This window comes from Mesorhizobium sp. P3_A9 (assembly GCF_056402975.1).
The window spans coordinates 1-17384 of record NZ_JBFUGJ010000103.1; the positions used below are offsets into that span (position 1 = coordinate 1).

General features: G+C 61.9%; 20 protein-coding genes. 5 read left to right on the forward strand and 15 right to left on the reverse strand.

Features of this window, described 5'->3' with window-relative positions:
* The 7 genes from AC1DX0_RS16135 to AC1DX0_RS16165 form a co-directional block, all read right to left on the reverse strand.
* Window positions 1-866 (reverse strand): class II glutamine amidotransferase (locus AC1DX0_RS16135; protein WP_477356049.1); only part of this gene is annotated, 866 nt, incomplete at its 3' end.
* 103 nt (window positions 867-969) lie between these two features.
* Window positions 970-1299: a hypothetical protein gene (locus tag AC1DX0_RS16140; protein ID WP_477219761.1), complete on the reverse strand. Its 330-nt coding sequence runs from the start codon at window positions 1297-1299 to the stop codon at window positions 970-972.
* Complete coding sequence (locus AC1DX0_RS16145) at window positions 1296-1985, reverse strand: hypothetical protein (RefSeq protein WP_477219760.1); 690 nt, start codon at window positions 1983-1985, stop codon at window positions 1296-1298. Before AC1DX0_RS16145 ends, AC1DX0_RS16140 begins: the two co-directional genes overlap by 4 nt.
* Before the next feature lie 45 nt (window positions 1986-2030).
* Entirely contained in the window at window positions 2031-3425 is a 1395-nt protein-coding gene (locus tag AC1DX0_RS16150; RefSeq protein ID WP_477219759.1) for an APC family permease, read from the reverse strand.
* Between the two features lie 14 nt (window positions 3426-3439).
* Window positions 3440-3601 carry a hypothetical protein gene (locus AC1DX0_RS16155; protein ID WP_027041335.1) on the reverse strand — a complete coding sequence of 54 codons (162 nt, stop codon included), beginning with the start codon at window positions 3599-3601 and terminating at the stop codon, window positions 3440-3442.
* Between the two features lie 32 nt (window positions 3602-3633).
* The gene (locus AC1DX0_RS16160; RefSeq protein WP_477219758.1) at window positions 3634-4011 is read right to left on the reverse strand and encodes a hypothetical protein; all 378 of its coding nucleotides are present in this window, start codon (window positions 4009-4011) and stop codon (window positions 3634-3636) included.
* A 12-nt stretch (window positions 4012-4023) separates the two neighbouring features.
* Window positions 4024-4311, reverse strand: coding sequence for a hypothetical protein (locus AC1DX0_RS16165; RefSeq protein WP_477219757.1), 288 nt, complete (start codon window positions 4309-4311; stop codon window positions 4024-4026).
* 286 nt (window positions 4312-4597) lie between these two features.
* On the opposite strand from AC1DX0_RS16165, the gene AC1DX0_RS16170 reads away from it, so the two are divergent.
* Genes AC1DX0_RS16170 through AC1DX0_RS16185 form a run of 4 tightly spaced genes read left to right on the forward strand, consistent with a single transcriptional unit; the run spans window position 4598 to window position 8381 of the window.
* Entirely contained in the window at window positions 4598-5731 is a 1134-nt protein-coding gene (locus AC1DX0_RS16170; RefSeq protein ID WP_477219756.1) for an aminomethyl transferase family protein, read from the forward strand.
* Window positions 5732-5772: 41 nt separating this feature from the next.
* A complete protein-coding gene (locus AC1DX0_RS16175) occupies window positions 5773-6369 on the forward strand; it encodes a dimethylamine monooxygenase subunit DmmA family protein (RefSeq protein WP_477219755.1) in 597 nt (198 codons plus the stop codon).
* A complete protein-coding gene (locus tag AC1DX0_RS16180) occupies window positions 6366-7331 on the forward strand; it encodes a PDR/VanB family oxidoreductase (RefSeq protein ID WP_477219754.1) in 966 nt (321 codons plus the stop codon). Before AC1DX0_RS16175 ends, AC1DX0_RS16180 begins: the two co-directional genes overlap by 4 nt.
* Window positions 7332-7340: 9 nt before the next feature.
* On the forward strand, window positions 7341-8381 hold the full coding sequence (locus AC1DX0_RS16185) for a heme-dependent oxidative N-demethylase family protein (RefSeq protein WP_477219753.1): 1041 nt from the start codon (window positions 7341-7343) through the stop codon (window positions 8379-8381).
* A gap of 169 nt (window positions 8382-8550) precedes the next feature.
* Here AC1DX0_RS16185 and AC1DX0_RS16190 read toward each other — a convergent pair whose 3' ends face one another.
* Window positions 8551-9264, reverse strand: a complete 714-nt coding sequence (locus tag AC1DX0_RS16190) for a helix-turn-helix domain-containing protein (protein ID WP_477219752.1) — start codon at window positions 9262-9264, stop codon at window positions 8551-8553.
* Between the two features lie 262 nt (window positions 9265-9526).
* On the opposite strand from AC1DX0_RS16190, the gene AC1DX0_RS16195 reads away from it, so the two are divergent.
* Window positions 9527-10885, forward strand: a complete 1359-nt coding sequence (locus tag AC1DX0_RS16195) for an NAD(P)-binding domain-containing protein (RefSeq protein ID WP_477219751.1) — start codon at window positions 9527-9529, stop codon at window positions 10883-10885.
* Window positions 10886-10891: 6 nt separating this feature from the next.
* Here AC1DX0_RS16195 and AC1DX0_RS16200 read toward each other — a convergent pair whose 3' ends face one another.
* From AC1DX0_RS16200 to AC1DX0_RS16230, 7 genes are all read right to left on the reverse strand, one after another.
* Window positions 10892-11692: a hypothetical protein gene (locus tag AC1DX0_RS16200; RefSeq protein WP_477219750.1), complete on the reverse strand. Its 801-nt coding sequence runs from the start codon at window positions 11690-11692 to the stop codon at window positions 10892-10894.
* 7 nt (window positions 11693-11699) lie between these two features.
* A complete protein-coding gene (locus tag AC1DX0_RS16205; RefSeq protein ID WP_477219749.1) occupies window positions 11700-13679 on the reverse strand; it encodes an ABC transporter permease in 1980 nt (659 codons plus the stop codon).
* Entirely contained in the window at window positions 13676-14749 is a 1074-nt protein-coding gene (locus tag AC1DX0_RS16210) for a quaternary amine ABC transporter ATP-binding protein (RefSeq protein ID WP_477219748.1), read from the reverse strand. The genes AC1DX0_RS16205 and AC1DX0_RS16210 overlap by 4 nt, the downstream gene beginning before the upstream one ends.
* A 77-nt stretch (window positions 14750-14826) precedes the next feature.
* Entirely contained in the window at window positions 14827-15801 is a 975-nt protein-coding gene (locus AC1DX0_RS16215) for an ABC transporter substrate-binding protein (RefSeq protein WP_477219747.1), read from the reverse strand.
* A 26-nt stretch (window positions 15802-15827) separates the two neighbouring features.
* The gene (locus AC1DX0_RS16220) at window positions 15828-15983 is read right to left on the reverse strand and encodes a hypothetical protein (RefSeq protein ID WP_477219746.1); all 156 of its coding nucleotides are present in this window, start codon (window positions 15981-15983) and stop codon (window positions 15828-15830) included.
* Window positions 15984-16220: 237 nt separating this feature from the next.
* Window positions 16221-16985 (reverse strand): SDR family oxidoreductase, encoded by a 765-nt coding sequence (locus tag AC1DX0_RS16225; RefSeq protein ID WP_477219745.1) that lies wholly within the window; start codon window positions 16983-16985, stop codon window positions 16221-16223.
* Window positions 16986-17076: 91 nt separating this feature from the next.
* On the reverse strand, window positions 17077-17384 hold a 308-nt coding region (locus AC1DX0_RS16230; RefSeq protein ID WP_477356052.1), incomplete at its 5' end, for a DUF427 domain-containing protein.

The following is a 17384-nucleotide window of genomic DNA, read 5'->3' on the forward strand; positions in this document are numbered from 1 at the left end:
TCCGGTTCCCAGACCCTCGCATTGTCTATGCCGGGCAGTTTGGTCAGCGCGCGATATTCCGAGCCGAAGGCGACATACTGGTCGGTCTCGGCCATGACGGCGGGCTTGCAGGCGATCGGATCGCGCACGACGCCAAAACCATTCTTGGTGCCGACGACGAAGGTGGAGAAGCCATCGAGGTCGGAAAGCGTGCCTTCCAGCGCCTCGCCGAGGTTCTTGCCATGCGCCATCTGCGAGGAGAGATAGGCGGCCGCCACTTCGGTGTCGTTCTCGGTTTCGAATTTCATGCCTTCACGGATCAGCTCGCGGCGGACATTGTTGTGGTTGGAGAGCGAGCCATTGTGCACCAGGCACTGGTCGGCGCCGGTGGAGAAGGGATGCGCGCCCATCGTCGTCACCGCCGATTCCGTCGCCATGCGGGTGTGGCCGATGCCATGCGTGCCGGTCATCTTGCGAACGTCGAAGCGATCGACGACCGCCTCGGGCAGGCCGACTTCCTTGTAGATTTCGACGACGTCGCCTGCACCCATGATGCGGATGTCGGGGCGCAAGGTCTGGATCGTCTCGCGGGCCTCATCGATCTTGTCGGGATGGGTTCTGACGACGGCATGGGTCGATTTCACCGCGATCGTCACCGGCGCGCCGATGGCCTTGGCCAGCTCTGCTTCGAGACCGCGGAAATCGCGCTCCGGCTTGGCCGACTGGATGGTGATCTTGGCTTCATTCTTGGAGGGGGCGCCATAGATGGCGATGCCGGCACTGTCTGGACCGCGATCGCTGAGCGAGACCAGCATTTCCGACAGCATCGCGCCGAGCTTCGGCTCCAGCGACTTGTCCTTCAAAAACAGTCCGACAATTCCACACATGTCAGCCTCCCGGCGTTTCTAGCTAAGAGATCGTTTGTAGCTAAGAGATGATGTACCGAATGCGTTGCACGAATTCAATCACATGAAAAAAATTTTCCTCTAGTTACGTATGCGGCGCAATGCCGCCCTGCGAATTATCGCTGCCCTGCGCGGCATTGTGAACCCACAGGGTGTAGCGGATACGGGCGAGCTTGTAGGCGTCGAGGACCGACAGTGCGTAGATCAGGAAGCCACCGGCATGACGGCCGATAAAGCTGGCGTCGGGCGGCGCGATCTTGGCGGTCACCCACGCCAGGATCACCATGAAGAACAGAAACTGCAGCCCGCGCACCGGCACGCCCATAATGACATGGCCGCTTGCCGGCAGCACGGTTGCGGCGCCCAGGACGAGATACGGGTTTGTCGGCGCCGGCAAGGTGTCTGAACTGTTCATGCGGCTTGCCGTTCGCTTTCATTGATGGCGTCGCGCAGCGCCGACAGGGATAGGAGCAACCGTTGGACCAGCTCGGGATCGATCTGCGCATCACCGAACGCGGCCTGCCGGAAAACGCCATAACGCGCCCGCTCGGCCTCGGCCAGCAGCCAGACGATGCGCACCCCGTTTGGGGTGATCAGCAATTCCTTGGCGCGGCCTTCCGCAAACGGTTCCAGATGATCGGCGATGATGCCTTGCGGGAAACGCGTGCCCCGGCGGTCGGTCCGCAGCACCGCCTCGAGGGGAAATCCCGGAGCCTTGGGCAGCGTATGCTGGAGATGGTCAAAATTGGAGAAGGTCGTTGGCGAGCCCGGTCGCATCATCATATCGAACGTCGCCGGCACCGCGACCTTTTCGGTGATCGAAACGCTGAGCCAGCGGGCCGGGAGTTTTCGCGTCGCCAGCGTATCGACGATGGTGCGCAGCTGAACGCGTTGGCCGTTCCACGAGCCTTCCCAGGTGATGACACCGGCGGTGCCGCCCGAAACATCAGCGGCGTCCGCAATGACGGTGCGGATGCCGGCCGCGTCGACGGCGAGCGCGGCTGAGGCCCTGTTGCGGCTACGCCGCGCCAGCCACGCAATATGGAGAGCGACAGCCAGGACAATGGCCCCGGCAAGCAGTGCTGATGTCACTTCGGACATTTTATCATGTCTGGCCCGCCCAGGATCTGGACGGGCCGTCTCCCATCAATAGCCCTGCGGTTTCGGCCACGGCATGGTGAACTGGTCGCCGCGCCGCACGAATTTGTAGCGGTAGAAATGGAACCACAGCGAGATCAGGAAATAGAAGATGGTCATCGCGATCAGCTGCGAACCGAAGCCGAGGAAGATGGCGAAGAAGGTCACCACGCACAGGCAGAACAGCACGATCGCCGGCAGCGGATGGAAGGGATGCGTGTAGCCGCGGCGGATCGTGCCGAGCGGCCACTTCTTGCGGAACATCATGATGTTGATGCTCATGAACGTGTATTGCAGCACGCCCGACAGGATCGAGAAGGTGATCGCCTGGTTGAGGTCGGCGATGAAGGCGAAGGCCAGCGCGATCGGCAGTAGGAACAGGATCGAGCGGTAAGGCGTGCGGTATTTCGGATGCACCGCCGAGAACCAGCTCGGCAGATAGCGGTCGCGTCCGAGCGAGAACCAGGCGCGCGCCGCATCGTTGATGCAGCCATTGGCCGAGGCCAGCGCCGCCAGCAGCGTGGCGATGAACAGCAGGTTTTCCAGCAGTGGGCTGCCCGTCAGCTTGCCGGCGTCCCACAGCGGATAATAGGTGATGCCGAGATATTCCCAAGGCATCAGCGAGGCGCAGACATACCAGGTCATGGCGGCGGCGATCAGAAGCGTGATCATGCCTGCCATGGTGCCATAGGGCAGCGAGCGGGCCGGCGAGCGCACTTCCTCGGCCGCCTGCGTGGTGCCTTCGATGCCGAGATAATACCAGATGCCGAACTGGAAGGCGGCGATGACGCCGATCCAGCCATAGGGGAGTGCGTTGCCCGGCGTCACCAGCTCATTGAGCTTCAGCACAGCACCCTGCGTCCACGGGCTGACCGAGAAGAACAGGATGACGATCGAGATATAGGCGATTGCCGTGATGACGAAATTGACGTTGAGCGTCATCAGCACGCCGCGATAGTTGAGCCATGCCAGCACCACGATGGTGGCGGCGATGAAGGAATTGTGGGTGAGCCCTTCGACGCCGGCCTTGGCGACGATGGTGTCGCCAAGTAGGATGGCGTCGGACACTTCCAGCATCGTGTAGGCAAACACCAGGAACAGCGCGACATTGAAGGCCATCAGCGGCCCGACAATGTGCTTGGCCTGCGCGTATTGGCCACCGGCGGCGGCGACCGTCGAGGTGACCTCGGAATCGATCATGGCGACAGAGGTGTAGAGCAGCCCGACCACCCAGCAGACGATCAGGGCTGCCAGCGCGCCGCCCTTGTCGGCCGAAAAATTCCAGCCGGTGAACTCACCGACCAGAACGATGCCGACACCCAGCGCCCAGACATGGGCGGGGCCGAGCACCCGAAGAAGCGAAACCCTGTCGCCGTGAATTGCCGGTTCAAGTGCGGTCGTCATTGTTCAATCCCCACTCAAATCCGGTGTTTTTCGGCCGTAGCTTCAAGCTCGCCTTCGCGCGACGAGGTCAGAACGTCCTCGGAATAGGTCGTATCGACCTTGAACCAGTCGTAGAGCATCCACAAAGCCAGCACGACCGAGATGCCCCAGCATGCGTAAGAGAGTGAAATCCACATGGTGCGTCCCCGATTGCTTGTCTTCGAAACTCTTACTTGTCGTCGAATTTTTCGCTGATGACTTCGCGATATTCGCGGTCGGAAGCGCGGAACAGGAAGACGAAATAACCGATCAGCACCGCCGCCATGATGATCAGCGTCGGCCAGTCGATGACATAGTGGAAGCGGTTCTGGATGACGTCATGCGCGGTCTCGGGCGTGTAGCCGAGCTTTTCCCAGATCGCGGCCATGGTCGGGTTCTGGCCAAGCGCTTCCCAGGTCTTGGCGTCGAGCGCGTCGATGGATTTGGCAGCACCCGCAAAGCCGAGCTTCAGCGGCAACCACAGCGCCACGAAAATGGCGACGACAACCACGGCGATATCGAAGACTTGCCCGGCCTTGCTCTGCTCCGGTGGCGTATAGCGCGACATCTCTTGTACCCTTCAGGACTTGCGGTTGCGGGATGCGTCGGCGTTCTTGATATCGAGGCCGTAGATGAAGTCCTTGTCTTCCTTGTAGTGCTTGACCATCGCCAGGATCGCGGCCGTGTTGAAGATCAGCACGGCGGCGGCGGCAATCGCGACGACGGCCTTGATGCCGCTGTCGGGAATGTACGGCCATGTCATGAAGAGGACGAAGAGGATCGTCGCCCACAGGCAGATGATCAGCAGCGCGGATCCGCGCAAGTCGGAACGGTACAGCGCTTCGATGCGCTGCTGCATGTCTGACATCGGTTTTCCCCTTTTTTCCGACGCCCGGTTCCGAATCCGCCGCGCGCCGCCCTCTTTCAAGAGAGTGAAATTTTTTTCATAAATTCAGACCGTTTCCGGCAATTGTCAAGGCGAATTTACATTGAGTTAACCGTTTGCTCGGGGTAGCCGATTTTGCCTGACAATGAAATTATTTGCTTTCAGGGGATTGCGGCCCTCTTCCGTTTGCGATCAATATTCAAGCCAAAGCTCCGGCCTTCGAGCCAAGGAGCAGGGAACAATGGATTTTTGAACGGAGGACGATCGGATGACGGCATCCTGGAGATTCTCGACCCTGGCGGATCGCCATCGCGCGCTGGGTTCGAAGCTCGAAGACTGGAGCGGTATGGGGACCGCCTGGACCTACGACAAGGACGCCGACGAAGAGTACACCGCCATCCGCACCAAGGCCGGGCTGATGGATGTGTCGGGCCTGAAGAAGGTCCACATCACCGGCCCGCACGCCTCGCATCTCATCGATCTCGCCACCACCCGCGACGTGGAAAAGATCTACCCCGGCAAGTCGGCCTATGCCTGCATGCTGAACGAGGCGGGAAAATTCACCGACGACTGCATTCTCTACCGCACCGGCCCGAACGCCTGGATGGTGGTGCATGGCTCAGGCACTGGCCATGAGGAGTTGCAGCGCGCTTCCGTCGGCCGCGATGTGTCGCTGCGCTTCGACGACAATCTGCACGATCTGTCGCTGCAGGGGCCTACCGCGGTCGACTATCTCGCCAAGCACGTGCCGGGCATCCGCGACCTCAACTATTTCCATCACATGCAGACGCAGCTGTTTGGTTTCCCGGTGATGATCTCGCGCACCGGCTACACTGGCGAGCGCGGCTACGAGATCTTCTGCCGCGGCCAGGATGCCGGCACGATCTGGGACAGGATTCTGGACGAGGGCAAGAGCGCCGGCATCATCCCGTGCCGCTTCACCTCGCTCGATATGCTGCGTGTCGAAAGTTATCTGCTGTTCTACCCATATGACAATTCGCAAAAATACCCGTTCGAGAATGAAGGCCCCGGCGATACGCTGTGGGAGCTCGGCCTCGACTTCACCGTGAGCCTCGGCAAGACCGGCTTTCGTGGCGCCGAGGAGCACTATCGCCTCAAGGGCAAGGAGCGCTTCAAGATCTATGGCGTCCTGCTCGACGGCAAGGAGCCGGCCGACGAAGGCGCGCCGGTCTATCGCGATGGCAAGAAGGTCGGCGTGGTGACCTGCGCCATGTATTCGCCGCTGGTCAAGAAATCGATGGGCATTGCCCGCCTCGACGTCGACTGCGCGGTCAAGGACACCAAGCTCGAAATCCGCAACAAGAGCGGATCGATCAAGGCGACGGCGCAGCCCTTGCCGTTCGACGATCCCAAAAAGACCAAGCGCACGGCCAAGGGCTGAGGCATAGTCAACAGCGAGGGGTTCGAGGCACGAAGACTTAAATGGCAGCCAAAAGAATCATCAGCCGGCCGGTCTACGGAACGCTCTCTCCGCAGCCCGGCAAACATCATCTTTTCATCGCCGATGCCGAAGGTGCGCTCGCTATCTCAGACATGGCCGCAATAGCGCCGGCCGGGTTTTTCGACGGCGCCGAAATCGTCTTCATCCCGGATCCGGACGGCAACCATGTCGCCGCTCTCGAAGCGCTGAAGCCGGGGCAGTTTCATCAGGCGCCGTCCTTCGCCAGCCTGCTGCCGCGACTGAAACAGACGCTGAGCAACGCCCATATGGGCCTGCGCCTCTACCTCGCCGGCACCGAAGGTCTGATCGGTCAGGCGATGCAGGTCGCGCTCGAAGCCGGCATCGATCACACCTCGATGCAGACAGAGCATCGCGGCTCGCTGGCGCGGCGCATGCAGTGCGTGCATTGCAAGGGCATCACCGAAAACGTCACGACCCAACCGGCCACCTGTGCGCATTGCGGTCTGCTGCTTCTGGTGCGCGATCACTATTCCCGGCGCCTGGCCGCCTTCCAGGGCGTCTGCATCAATGCCGAGGATCGCTCGGAGATTCCTCCAATGGAGGAGGCATTCCCATGAGCACCGGCACCACCAAACTCGATGTCGTGGTCAGCGATGTCGTTCCGATCAACGAGCTGGTCACCCGCTTCCATTTCCGCCGGCGCGACGGGGAGCTGTTGCCGACTTTCTCCGGCGGCGCCCATGTCGTGGTCGAGATGCGCGATGGCGACCGCACAAGGCTCAATCCCTATTCGCTGATGGGCTCGCCGCTCGACACCCGCGAATACACGATCTCGGTGCGGCGCGACGATGTCGGCCGCGGTGGCTCGCTGTTCATGCACAGGTCGGTCAAGCCCGGCCTGGAGATGGTGATCAGCTATCCCGTCAACCTGTTCTCGCTCGACCTCAGGGCGAAAAAGCATCTGATGCTGGCCGGCGGCATCGGCATCACGCCTTTCATGGCGCAGACCGCGCAACTGGCCGGGGAGGGCGGCAATTTCGAACTGCACTACACCTGCCGCACCGCTTCGCTCGGCACCTATGCCGACGTGCTGCGGGAGCGTTACGACAGGCGCATCAGGCTCTATCATGACGACCGCGACGAGCGCATCGATCTCGACCGTTTGCTGTCGACACAGCCACTCGGCACGCATCTCTATGTCTGCGGCCCGGCCGGCATGATCAACTGGGTACGCGACCGCGCGGCAAGCCTGGGTTGGCCGTCGGAAGCCGTGCATTTCGAGCATTTCGCGGCACCACAGCCTGGGCTGCCTTTCGACGTGACGCTTGCCGTCACCGGCAAAACGATCAGGGTCGACGAGCAGCAGAGCCTGCTGGAAGCCATCGAGGCGGCCGGCGTCGACCCGCCCTATCTCTGCCGTGGCGGCGTCTGCGGCCAATGCGAAACCAATGTCATCTCTTACGATGGCAAGTTCATCCACAACGACCACTGGCTGAGCGAGGAAGATCATCGCTCCGGCTGCAAGATCATGCCGTGCGTCTCGCGCTTCGAGGGCAGGTCGTTGGTCTTGGAACGGTAGGAGGAAATCATGGGCATCACCTTTCGCAAGGAAACGTTCCGCGACGATTTCACCTTCAAGAACAGCCCGGAGCACATCAGGCGGTTTCCGTTCCCGTTCCACGAAGACGCCTACATGTACGCGGTCAACATCGAGCCGCATGTCGTCGGCCCCAAAGGTTCCGTCCTGGAGAACCTGATCGACGTCGACGAGCACTATGTCGCCGAGATGCAGGACCGCGCTTTGGTGCTGGCTGAGGATCCGCTGCGCTGCCAGTCGCTGCCGCATATGACGCTGGCCGGCTGGGATTTGCTGGAACTGCTGATGGAGCAGCAGGCGCTGGGTTATCCCGAACATTTCACTTTGACCCGCGACGGCGATCGCTGGCGCTGGATCAACCGGCCGCTCGGCATCGACGACACTTTCACCTTCGGCGACACCTCGACTTTGCCTTTCGGGCCGATGGAATACATCACCCGCCAGAGCCAGGGCGATTTCTGCATCCTCGACCAGCGCGACGGCAATCTGTGGATGGATGCCGGCATGGTCACCACCCAAGCCGACTGGTCGCTCGATTTCGACATCGGCATGAATTTTTTCGAATGGCACGCGCCGGTGCCGCTGGCGCATGAGAAGGGCATTTTCGTCAGGGCGCTAAAGTTCCTCACCAACATCCAGCAAGGCAAGCCGGCACGGCGCCTGAATTGGACGATGACCATCAATCCGCGCCTCGATACCAGCCCCGAAAATTACCACAAATGGGGACCGGATCGGGCGACGGTGACGCCGGAGAATGTCGGCGACAAGGTGCATCTGCGTGTCGAGTTGCAGAGCTTCTGGCGGCTGCCGCGCTCCAACGGCATCGTCTTCCCGATCCGCTGCTACTTGATCAAAATGGACGAACTGGTGACGCAGCCGAAATGGGCACGCCGCTTGCACCGCGTCATCCGCGACCTGCCCGACGAGTTGGCCAACTACAAGGGCCTGACCCGCTACCGGGCGACGCTGGTCGAGTGGCTGTCGAAGTTGGATGACGGGAGCGCTACATCGCCGGGGTTTGGGCCGGATTGAAAGGCCCCGTCATCGGCCCTTCGGGCCACCTTCTCCCCGAGAGGGGAGAAGAGACTTCGCGCGCCAGCGCTGACAACCTCCTCTCCCCTCGGGGAGAGGTCGGATTGCCCCGAATTGCTTTTCGCAATTCGGTCTCGGCAATCCGGGTGAGGGGGCTGCGGCGGTCCGACTAACCCGCGCTGTTCTGCGGATAGCAAATAATCGACAAATATCGCATCGGCAGTTTCGTCAGCTGCTCGGGTCCGTGCGGCGCGTCGGCGTCGAAGAAGAGGCTGTCGCCGGGCTTCATCGGATAGAGGTTGCTGCCGTGCCGGTAAACAACTTCGCCTTCCAGCATGTAGAGGAACTCCATGCCTTCGTGCTGGAAGGTCGGGAAGACGTCCGAATCCTCGGTCAACGTGATCAGATAGGGTTCGACGACGACACCGCTGGTGTTGGAGCCGATATGTCCCAGCAGATTGTACTGATGGCCGGCGCGCGTGCCGCGGCGCTCGACATCCAGCCCTTCGCCGGCCTTGACGAAGACAGCGCTGCGTTCCTCCTCGAAGCGGCGGAAGAAGGCTGTCACCGGAACGCCGAGCGCCCGCGACAGCGCCTGCAAGGTGGTCAGCGACGGCGAGGTGATGCCGTTCTCGATTTTCGACAGCATGCCGAGCGAAATGTCGGTGGCGACAGCGAGATCCGCGACGGTGATGCCGAGCTTCTTGCGAAACGCCCGCACCTCGCGGCCGATCGCCACCTCCAGCACTTTCTCGCGGGTGTCGCGGATGGCATGCGGGTTCTGCATCAGCGGCGCGCGGATGGTCTTGCCGTCCGCCGGGACCTTTGGCAACGGCTTTGGCTTGGCGCCGGCAAGCTCGGCCTTGGAACTGTCTTTCGCCATGTCGCCCCCCGGACGTCGCGGATTTATTTCACTCTAGGTGAACATTAGAGGTGGCGATACAGCAGCGCGGCGGTGTCGGCAAGCCGTCTTGTGTCGCACGGGCCGATCCCATGATTTCTGCCCGCGAAGGTTTTTCGCCAGGAATCCTGTCTGCGCAAACGCCGTTCCCTCAGATGTCTGTTGACAGCACCGAAGCGCCAATTAGTGTCACTGTCAGTGAAATTTGTTTCGCTGGGGAAATCAAAAAGAGGAGGCCCTGGAAATGAAAACTCGTGTTGCCGTCATCGGCGCCGGACCGTCCGGCCTGGCCCAGCTCAGGGCCTTCAAGTCGGCTGCCGACAAGGGCGCCGACATCCCTGAAATCGTCTGCTTCGAAAAGCAATCCGACTGGGGCGGCCTGTGGAACTACACCTGGCGCACCGGCCTCGACGAGCATGGCGATCCCGTGCACGGCTCGATGTATCGCTACCTCTGGTCGAACGGACCGAAGGAATGCCTGGAATTCGCCGACTACACTTTCGAGGAGCATTTCGGCCGCCCGATCGGCTCCTATCCGCCGCGCGCCGTGCTGTGGGATTACATCAAGGGCCGCGTCGAGAAGTCGGGCCTGCGCAAATGGGTGCGCTTCAACAGCCCGGTGCGCATGGTGACCTTTTCGGACGAGACGAAGAAATTCACCGTCACCGCGCATGACCGCAGCAATGACGTCACCTATTCCGAAGAGTTCGACAATGTCGTCGTCGCGTCCGGGCATTTTTCGGTGCCCAACGTGCCCTATTTCGAAGGCTTCTCGACCTTCAACGGCCGCATCCTGCACAGCCATGATTTCCGCGACGCGATGGAGTTCAAGGGCAAGGATATATTGATCATCGGCCGTTCCTATTCGGCCGAGGACATTGGCTCGCAATGCTACAAATACGGGGCTAAATCGATCACCTCCAGCTACCGCTCGAAGCCGATGGGCTTCAAATGGCCGGAGAATTGGAAAGAGGTGCCGCTGCTGCAGAAGGTTGTCGGCAAGACGGCCCATTTCAAGGACGGCACATCAAAGGATGTCGACGCCATCATCCTGTGCACCGGCTACCTGCATTCCTTCCCGTTCCTGACCGACGACCTCAAGCTCAAGACCGCCAACCGCATGTGGCCAGACAGCCTCTATGAGGGCGTCGTCTGGGAGAAGAATCCAAAACTGTCCTATATCGGCATGCAGGACCAGTTCTACACCTTCAACATGTTCGACGCGCAGGCCTGGTTCGCCCGCGACGTCATTATGGGCCGCATCAAGCTGCCCTCGGCCGAGGCGATGACCGAGCATGGCGCCAAATGGCGGGCGCGTGAGGAAACGCTGGAAGACGCCGAGCAGATGATCTGGTTCCAGGGCGATTACACCAAGGAATTGATGGACCAGACCGACTATCCCGGCTTCGATGTCGAGGCGGTCAACCAGACCTTCATGGAGTGGGAGCACCACAAGGGCGAAGACATTATGAGTTTTCGCGATCACGCCTACCGCTCGCTGATGACCGGCACTATGGCGCCGCTGCACCATACGCCGTGGCTGCAGGCGCTGGACGATTCCATGGAGAGCTATCTCGAAGTGAAGGGCGTCGCGGCGGAGTAGGCCGCTTCAATCCAAGGGATAGTCGGCAGGCGCATCCGTCTCGGTCACCTTAACGGAGAGGACGTCGCAATCGTTGGCCCAGTCCGGGCCATCGCCGCGCATCGCCATCATGTCGGCCATCAGCAGGAACTGCATGGTTCTGAGCGCCCAGTCGGTCGGCTCTTGCGGCCAGGAGAAGACGCCGGCGGCGTCGCCGCCGAACTTCACATCGTGGCAGACGAAACCGACCTCGACCTTCCAGGATCGCAGCGCCACGCCTGGCGGTGGATAGGGTGGATCCGGAAGCTCGAAGTAATTGGCGACCACGAGCTTCGTCGGCTCCGCCGGCTCGATGCTCTTGGCTTTAAGGGCGGCAATGGCGTCGTCGCGAAAACGCTCGAGCAGGCCGTCGCGCGCCAATTTGTAGGTCGATCGAAAGAAGCCGCCGGCCCAGACCGACTCGTCCTTGTCGTTGGAGATCAGCAGCGAGGCGCGGAATCGGCGTAGCCTTGGCGCCAAAACCTGCCAGTTGCACTCGACAGGGGTCGCCGGCGTCGCGATGAAATCGTCGAGAAGATCGCTGCCGCGCACATTGGCGTTCAGCACCGAGCAGTCTTCGCCGTAGATGTGCCAGAGTTGCCGAAGTTCCGCTGCCGCGATGCCGGGCTTGCGCAATTCCTCCACTGAGGCGCGAACCCGCGCGATGGCATAGGATGTTGCCGCATCCAGCGTCTCGAATCCGCGAACCATACGCTCGCCATCCGGTTCGCCGGTTTTGGCCATGTCGAAGACGAGAACGGTAAAGGGCGGCTCACCCGGCTCTGCCATTCGGCTTCTATCCCAGTCTTGCCCTGGCCTTCGCCGTCCAGGCGTTGAACAGCCGGTCGGCGACGATGCCGATGAAGGCGATGGCCAGGCCGGCGACGATGCCGCGGCCGGAATCGGCTTTGGACAATGCGATGAACACCTCCTGGCCGAGATCGCGCGTGCCGACCATGGCGCAGATGATGATCATCGCCAGCGCCATCAGGATCGTCTGGTTGACGCCGAGCATGATTTCGGGAAGCGCCAGCGGCAATTGCACGCGGAAGAAAGTCTGGCGCGGCGTGCAGCCCGACACCTTGGCCGCTTCGATCAGCGCCGGCGGCACCTGGCGGATGCCGTGATTGGTATAGCGGATCGCCGGCACCACGGCGAAGGCGACAGTGGCGATCATCGCGGTGACGTCGCCGACCCTGAACAGCATCACCACCGGGATGATGAAGCAGAAGGACGGCAGCACCTGCAGCGTGTCGATGATGGGCGTGACGATCTTCTCGAAGCGGTCGCTGCGCGCCGCCATCAGCCCGATCGGAATGCCGATCAGGCAGGCGATGAAGGCCGAGATACCGCAGAGATAGACAGTCGCCATGGTCTTTTCCCACAGGCCGGTGACAGCGCAGAAGGCGGTGAGCGCGGCGACCAGGACAGCGAGGCGCAGGCCCGAGAGCTGATAGCCGGCAAGGCCGAGCAGGAACACTGCGCCCAGCCACGGAAAGCCCTCACAGAAGGCACGCACCGGGTTGAGCACGTTGAGGATCAGCGCCACGCGGAACGCTTCGATCACATCGAAGAAGTTGATCGTCACCCAGTTCACCGCAGCCTTCCACAGCGGCGCGGTGGTGAAGGTGATCGCCTTCGGCACCGCCGCGAAAGCCGGCACGAACAGACCAAGCAGCGTTGTGACGGCAAGGATAGCGATGGCCAGCGTTAGATTGGGGTAGCGCCGCCACAGGTTCGAGCTCATGGCCTGATGGACGTGGCCCTTCGCCTGCTTGTGCGCGATGGCCTGGCTCAGCCGGTCGAGCGCGATCGCCAGCGCCACGATGGCGAGACCGGCTTCCATCGCCTCGCCAACCTTCAGCGCGCGCAGCGCCAGAAGCACGTCGTAGCCGAGGCCGCCGGCGCCGATCATCGAGGCGATGATCACCATGTTGAGCGCCAGCATGATGACCTGGTTGACGCCGACCATCAGCGTCGGCCGCGCCGAGGGCAACAGCACCCGCCACAGTTTCTGTCGCGCCGTGCAGCCGGCCATGTCGCTGAATTCGCCGATCTCCAGCGGCACGCGCGACAGGCCGAGCATCGTCGCCCGTACCATCGGCGGCGTGGCGAAGATGGCGGTGGCGATCATCGCCGAGACCGGGCTGTTGCCGAACAGCAGCAGCATCGGGATGAGATAGGCGAAGGTCGGGATCGTCTGCATCAGGTCAAGGGCAGGGGAGACAATCAGTCTTTCCGCCCACGGCTTGCGCCACGCCCAGATGCCGGCGAACAGGCCGGTGACGATGCAGAACGGCACGGCGATGGAGATCAGCGCCAGCGTCAGCATGGCGCTGGTCCATTGGCCGAACAGCGCGATGTAGAGGAAGCAGCCGCCGACCAGCAGGCTGAGTTTACGACCACCCACGGCATGGCCGGCGAGGAAGGCGACAGCGCAGACGCCGACCCAGGACAGGCGGGGCAGGACATAGGCGTCCGCGCCGTGGCCGATCTTGAAATTCTTGGCGAGCAGGTTGAGCGCGAAGTCGAGCGGCACGCCGAGCACCGCGGTGATCGAGCGCGTCAGCCATGACAGGTTCGACTTGATCCAACGCATCAGCGCGCTGACCCAGTCGGCGACCGGCACGACCGCTTCCGCTGGATAGTTGACTGCCCAGGGCACACTTTCCTGTAGTAGGAACACCACAAGCACGGCGGCAAGGGCGAGCACCCAGACAACAAGCCAGCGCTGAAGCGGCGGCCTCGCCTCGCTGGCGCTTGCGGTTACCGTCATGCGCCAGCTCTCTCGATGCCGGCCAGCAGGTCGATGACCGCTTGCGGCGTGACTTCGCCGATCGGCTTGCCGGTCCCGTTGACCACCGCGAACGGCTTGCCTGCGGAGACGATGCTGGCCGAGAAACTGGCGATCTTGGCATCGGGCGAAACCGTGCCGCCATGCTCGGCGCCGTCGCAGGCGCGCATCAGGCTGCGCGCCGAGATCACCTTGGCGCGGTCGACGTCGCGGGTGAATTCGGCGACATAGTCGGTCGCCGGATTGACCACCAGTTCCTCCGGGGTGCCGATCTGGATGACCTCGCCGTCCTTCATGATGGCGATGCGGTCTGCCAGCCGTATCGCCTCGTCGAAATCATGGGTGATGAAGACGATGGTCTTGTGCAGCATGGTCTGCAGCCGCATCAATTCGTCCTGCATCTCGCGGCGGATCAGCGGATCGAGTGCGGAGAACGGCTCGTCGAGGAACCAGATTTCCGGTTTTGTCGCGAGACTGCGGGCGATGCCGACGCGCTGCTGCTGGCCGCCGGACAATTCGCGTGGATAGAAATGCTCGCGGCCGCGCAGGCCGACAAGTTCGATGACTTCGCGCGCCCGCGCCTCGCGCGTTGCCCGGTCCTGCCCCTGGATGCTCAGCGGAAAGGCGATGTTGTCCAGCACATTGAGATGCGGCAAGAGTGCGAAATTCTGGAACACCATGCCCATGCGATGGCGCCTGAGTTCGATCAGTGCCGCATCGGAAATCTTCAACAGGTCCTTGCCTTCGAACTCGACCTTGCCGTGGCTCGGCTCGACCAGCCGCGACATGCAGCGCACCAGCGTCGACTTGCCGGAGCCGGACAGGCCCATGATGATGAAAATCTCGCCCTGGCGGATTTCGAGGTCGACGGCGCGCACCGCGCCGACCAGCCCGGCGGCAGTGACATCGGCCATGCTGGCTTTGCCGTCGCGCTCGCGGATGAAGTTGGCCGCGTTCGCCCCGAACAGCTTCCAGACATTGCGGCAGGCAAGCTTTACCGGGCGGTCGTCCGTGCCCGGTTGCATCGCCCCTTGTTCAGTCCCGTCCGCCATCCAATCGTCCTTCTGGAATATCAAGATTTGAGGCCCGGCCGATCAACGGCCGGGTCTCGCGTTTCCAGTCGGAACGATCACTGCGCCCAGGCTTTCCAGTCGGCTTCGTGGGCGGCGATCCAGGCGGCGGCGACATCTTCCGGCTTCTTGCCGTCAAGGTCGATCTCGCCGCTCATCTTGTTGAGCTCGTCGGTATCGATCGTGAAGGCCTTCGCCACCTTGTAGGCAACCGGCCATTTGTCCTTCATGCCGCTCCAGGAGTATTTCCAGATCTCGCCATGTGGCTTGCCGCAGTCGTATTTGGCGTCGGGATTCACGCCCCATTTTGGGTCGTTGTAGCACTCCGGCGTGTATTCGGGGAATTGCACCCATTCGCCCTTGTACTTGGCCGGCGCCCAATGCGGCGAATAGATCCACAGCATGATCGGCGCCTTGCGCTGATAGGCTGAGTCGAGTTCGGCGAACATCGCCGCATCGGTGCCGGCATGGATCACGGTGAAGGGCAGCTTCAGCGCCGCGACGCGCTCGTCGTCAAAACCTTCCCAGGTCACCGGTCCGCCGAGATAGCGCCCTTTCGGCGCCGTCTCCGCCGTCGAGAACGATGCGGCGCATGTCGGATCGAGCAGCGCATGCCAGTCGGGCAAGGTCGGGCATTTTTCCTTCATGTATTCAGGAAACCACCATTCTTCCTTGGCCTTCGGGCCGAGCTTGCCGAGCCGTTCGGTCTGGCCGGTCGCATCGGACGCCTTCATGGCTTCGCCGGCGGTGGTGTCCCAGAATTCCAGGCCGACATCGAGGTCGCCATTGGTCAGGCCGGTGGTCAGGCTGGAGAGGTAGTCGGCGGTCGGATATTCGACGGTATAGCCGAGCTTTTCCAGGATGCCGCCGAGGATCTTGGCGTTGAGGTTGACGCTGGTCCAGTCGAACAGCGCGATCTTAATCGGGTCGTTGGATTCCGGTGCGGCGGCTTGGGCGGAAGGCGTCAGCAGACTTAGTGTCGCGAGCGCGACGGCACTGATCGATAACTTCGAGATATAGCTGCGAAATGACATGCTTGTTCTCCTTCAAGCTGTGGCGGTTATTGCTCGTTCCCTTCTTGCGTCTTTTTCTCATTGTGTTGGAAAGGCTGGTCGTTGCGCAAGGCCGTTGCCGCCACGTCGCGGCTAAAGCCGGCGCAGGCGAAATGATGCTGAATTTCGGCGATGATGGAGTATGCCGGGAGGGTCAGCGTCATGACTGCCGATGCATCGCTGCGGGAGCGATCATCCGCGGATCAATTGCCAGTCTTGCGGCGCCCTGCAAGGTGCGAGCCATCAAGGTCCCATGATCTCGGCTGTTGGCCTGGCAAGCCCCATCTCGCCAAGCCGTTTCATAGGATGAAATTATATATACCAACGTTCATCTCGCGCAACGACTAACGCTTCGCGGATGCACAAATTCAGACTGCAGGCGAAGTCTGAGAGATGCGATCCTACCAGCAGACGTAGCCGCCATCGACGATCAGGTCGAGGCCGGTGACGAAGCTCGACGCGCGGCTGGCGAGGAACACTGTCGGCCCGACCATTTCCTCCGGCGCCGCCATGCGTCCCATCGGCGTGTCGCGCTTGAAGATCTTGATCTCTTCAGCCACCTCGGGCCGCTTGTTCATCGGCGTCAGCGTATAGCCCGGGCTGACGACATTGACGCGCAAGCCGCGATCGGCCCATTCCATGGCGAGGCTCTTCGACATGTGGATAACGGCGGCTTTCGAGGAATTGTAATGCGCCTGCGTCAGCCCGCGATTGACGATGGTGCCCGACATCGAGGCGATGTTGATGATCGAGCCCTTGCGACGCGCCAGCATCTTGCGGGCTTCAGCCTGGCAGGACAGGAACACGCCGGCAACGTTGACCTCGTGCACCTTCTGCCATGTCTCAAGCGACATCGTCTCGGCCGGCACTGAGCCGGCGATACCGGCATTGTTGACCGCAACGGTCAGCGCACCGAGCTCGGCCTCGACGCGATCGATCGCCGCCGCGAGATCGCTCTCGGATGTCACCGTGCCGTTAAGGACCAGTGCCTTGCGGCCAAGCGCCGTGATCCGGTGCGCGGTCTCGTCCAGCCCACCTTTCGACGCATGACCGAAACAGGCGACGTCGGCCCCTGCCTCCGCCAGTCCGATCGCGATTGCCTGGCCGATGCCGCTGCCGGCGCCGGTGACCAGCGCGACATCGCCGTCCAGCTTGAAAAGATCCATCGATAGCCCTCCCGAATTCAGGGGAGGGTATGCGCAGAGCCATGTTTCGATCAAGCGCTCAGCGCGCAAGCCGACAAGGGAGCGGCGATGCCTAGAAATAGCCGCTGGACGCGGCCGTGAATTCCTTCGGAATCTCGACGCCGTCGACCATGATCTTGTCGACCAGTTCGTGATGGAAGCAGACCATGCCCTTGATGCGTTCGGCCTCGTGCACCGGTTCGGGATAGTACCAGACGAGGTTCTCGTGCCGCTTCTTGGCCGTCGTCACGTGATAGTAGCTGGAGATGCCCTTGTAGGGGCAGCGCGAGATGTAGCGGCTGGGCGCGAACATATCGAGCCGCGTGTCGGCGATCGGCAGGTAGTGGCGCACCGGGTGGCCGGTCTCGAACAGGAACACGC

Bases quoted from the DNA above. Each gene is read 5' to 3' on its own strand.
- AC1DX0_RS16140 (WP_477219761.1), bottom strand. From the start codon at position 1,299: ATGAACAGTTCAGACACCTTGCCGGCGCCGACAAACCCGTATCTCGTC.
- AC1DX0_RS16145 (WP_477219760.1), bottom strand. From the start codon at position 1,985: ATGTCCGAAGTGACATCAGCACTGCTTGCCGGGGCCATTGTCCTGGCT.
- AC1DX0_RS16150 (WP_477219759.1), bottom strand. From the start codon at position 3,425: ATGACGACCGCACTTGAACCGGCAATTCACGGCGACAGGGTTTCGCTT.
- AC1DX0_RS16155 (WP_027041335.1), bottom strand. From the start codon at position 3,601: ATGTGGATTTCACTCTCTTACGCATGCTGGGGCATCTCGGTCGTGCTG.
- AC1DX0_RS16160 (WP_477219758.1), bottom strand. From the start codon at position 4,011: ATGTCGCGCTATACGCCACCGGAGCAGAGCAAGGCCGGGCAAGTCTTC.
- AC1DX0_RS16165 (WP_477219757.1), bottom strand. From the start codon at position 4,311: ATGTCAGACATGCAGCAGCGCATCGAAGCGCTGTACCGTTCCGACTTG.
- AC1DX0_RS16170 (WP_477219756.1), top strand. From the start codon at position 4,598: ATGACGGCATCCTGGAGATTCTCGACCCTGGCGGATCGCCATCGCGCG.
- AC1DX0_RS16175 (WP_477219755.1), top strand. From the start codon at position 5,773: ATGGCAGCCAAAAGAATCATCAGCCGGCCGGTCTACGGAACGCTCTCT.
- AC1DX0_RS16180 (WP_477219754.1), top strand. From the start codon at position 6,366: ATGAGCACCGGCACCACCAAACTCGATGTCGTGGTCAGCGATGTCGTT.
- AC1DX0_RS16185 (WP_477219753.1), top strand. From the start codon at position 7,341: ATGGGCATCACCTTTCGCAAGGAAACGTTCCGCGACGATTTCACCTTC.
- AC1DX0_RS16190 (WP_477219752.1), bottom strand. From the start codon at position 9,264: ATGGCGAAAGACAGTTCCAAGGCCGAGCTTGCCGGCGCCAAGCCAAAG.
- AC1DX0_RS16195 (WP_477219751.1), top strand. From the start codon at position 9,527: ATGAAAACTCGTGTTGCCGTCATCGGCGCCGGACCGTCCGGCCTGGCC.
- AC1DX0_RS16200 (WP_477219750.1), bottom strand. From the start codon at position 11,692: ATGGCAGAGCCGGGTGAGCCGCCCTTTACCGTTCTCGTCTTCGACATG.
- AC1DX0_RS16205 (WP_477219749.1), bottom strand. From the start codon at position 13,679: ATGACGGTAACCGCAAGCGCCAGCGAGGCGAGGCCGCCGCTTCAGCGC.
- AC1DX0_RS16210 (WP_477219748.1), bottom strand. From the start codon at position 14,749: ATGGCGGACGGGACTGAACAAGGGGCGATGCAACCGGGCACGGACGAC.
- AC1DX0_RS16215 (WP_477219747.1), bottom strand. From the start codon at position 15,801: ATGTCATTTCGCAGCTATATCTCGAAGTTATCGATCAGTGCCGTCGCG.
- AC1DX0_RS16220 (WP_477219746.1), bottom strand. From the start codon at position 15,983: ATGACGCTGACCCTCCCGGCATACTCCATCATCGCCGAAATTCAGCAT.
- AC1DX0_RS16225 (WP_477219745.1), bottom strand. From the start codon at position 16,985: ATGGATCTTTTCAAGCTGGACGGCGATGTCGCGCTGGTCACCGGCGCC.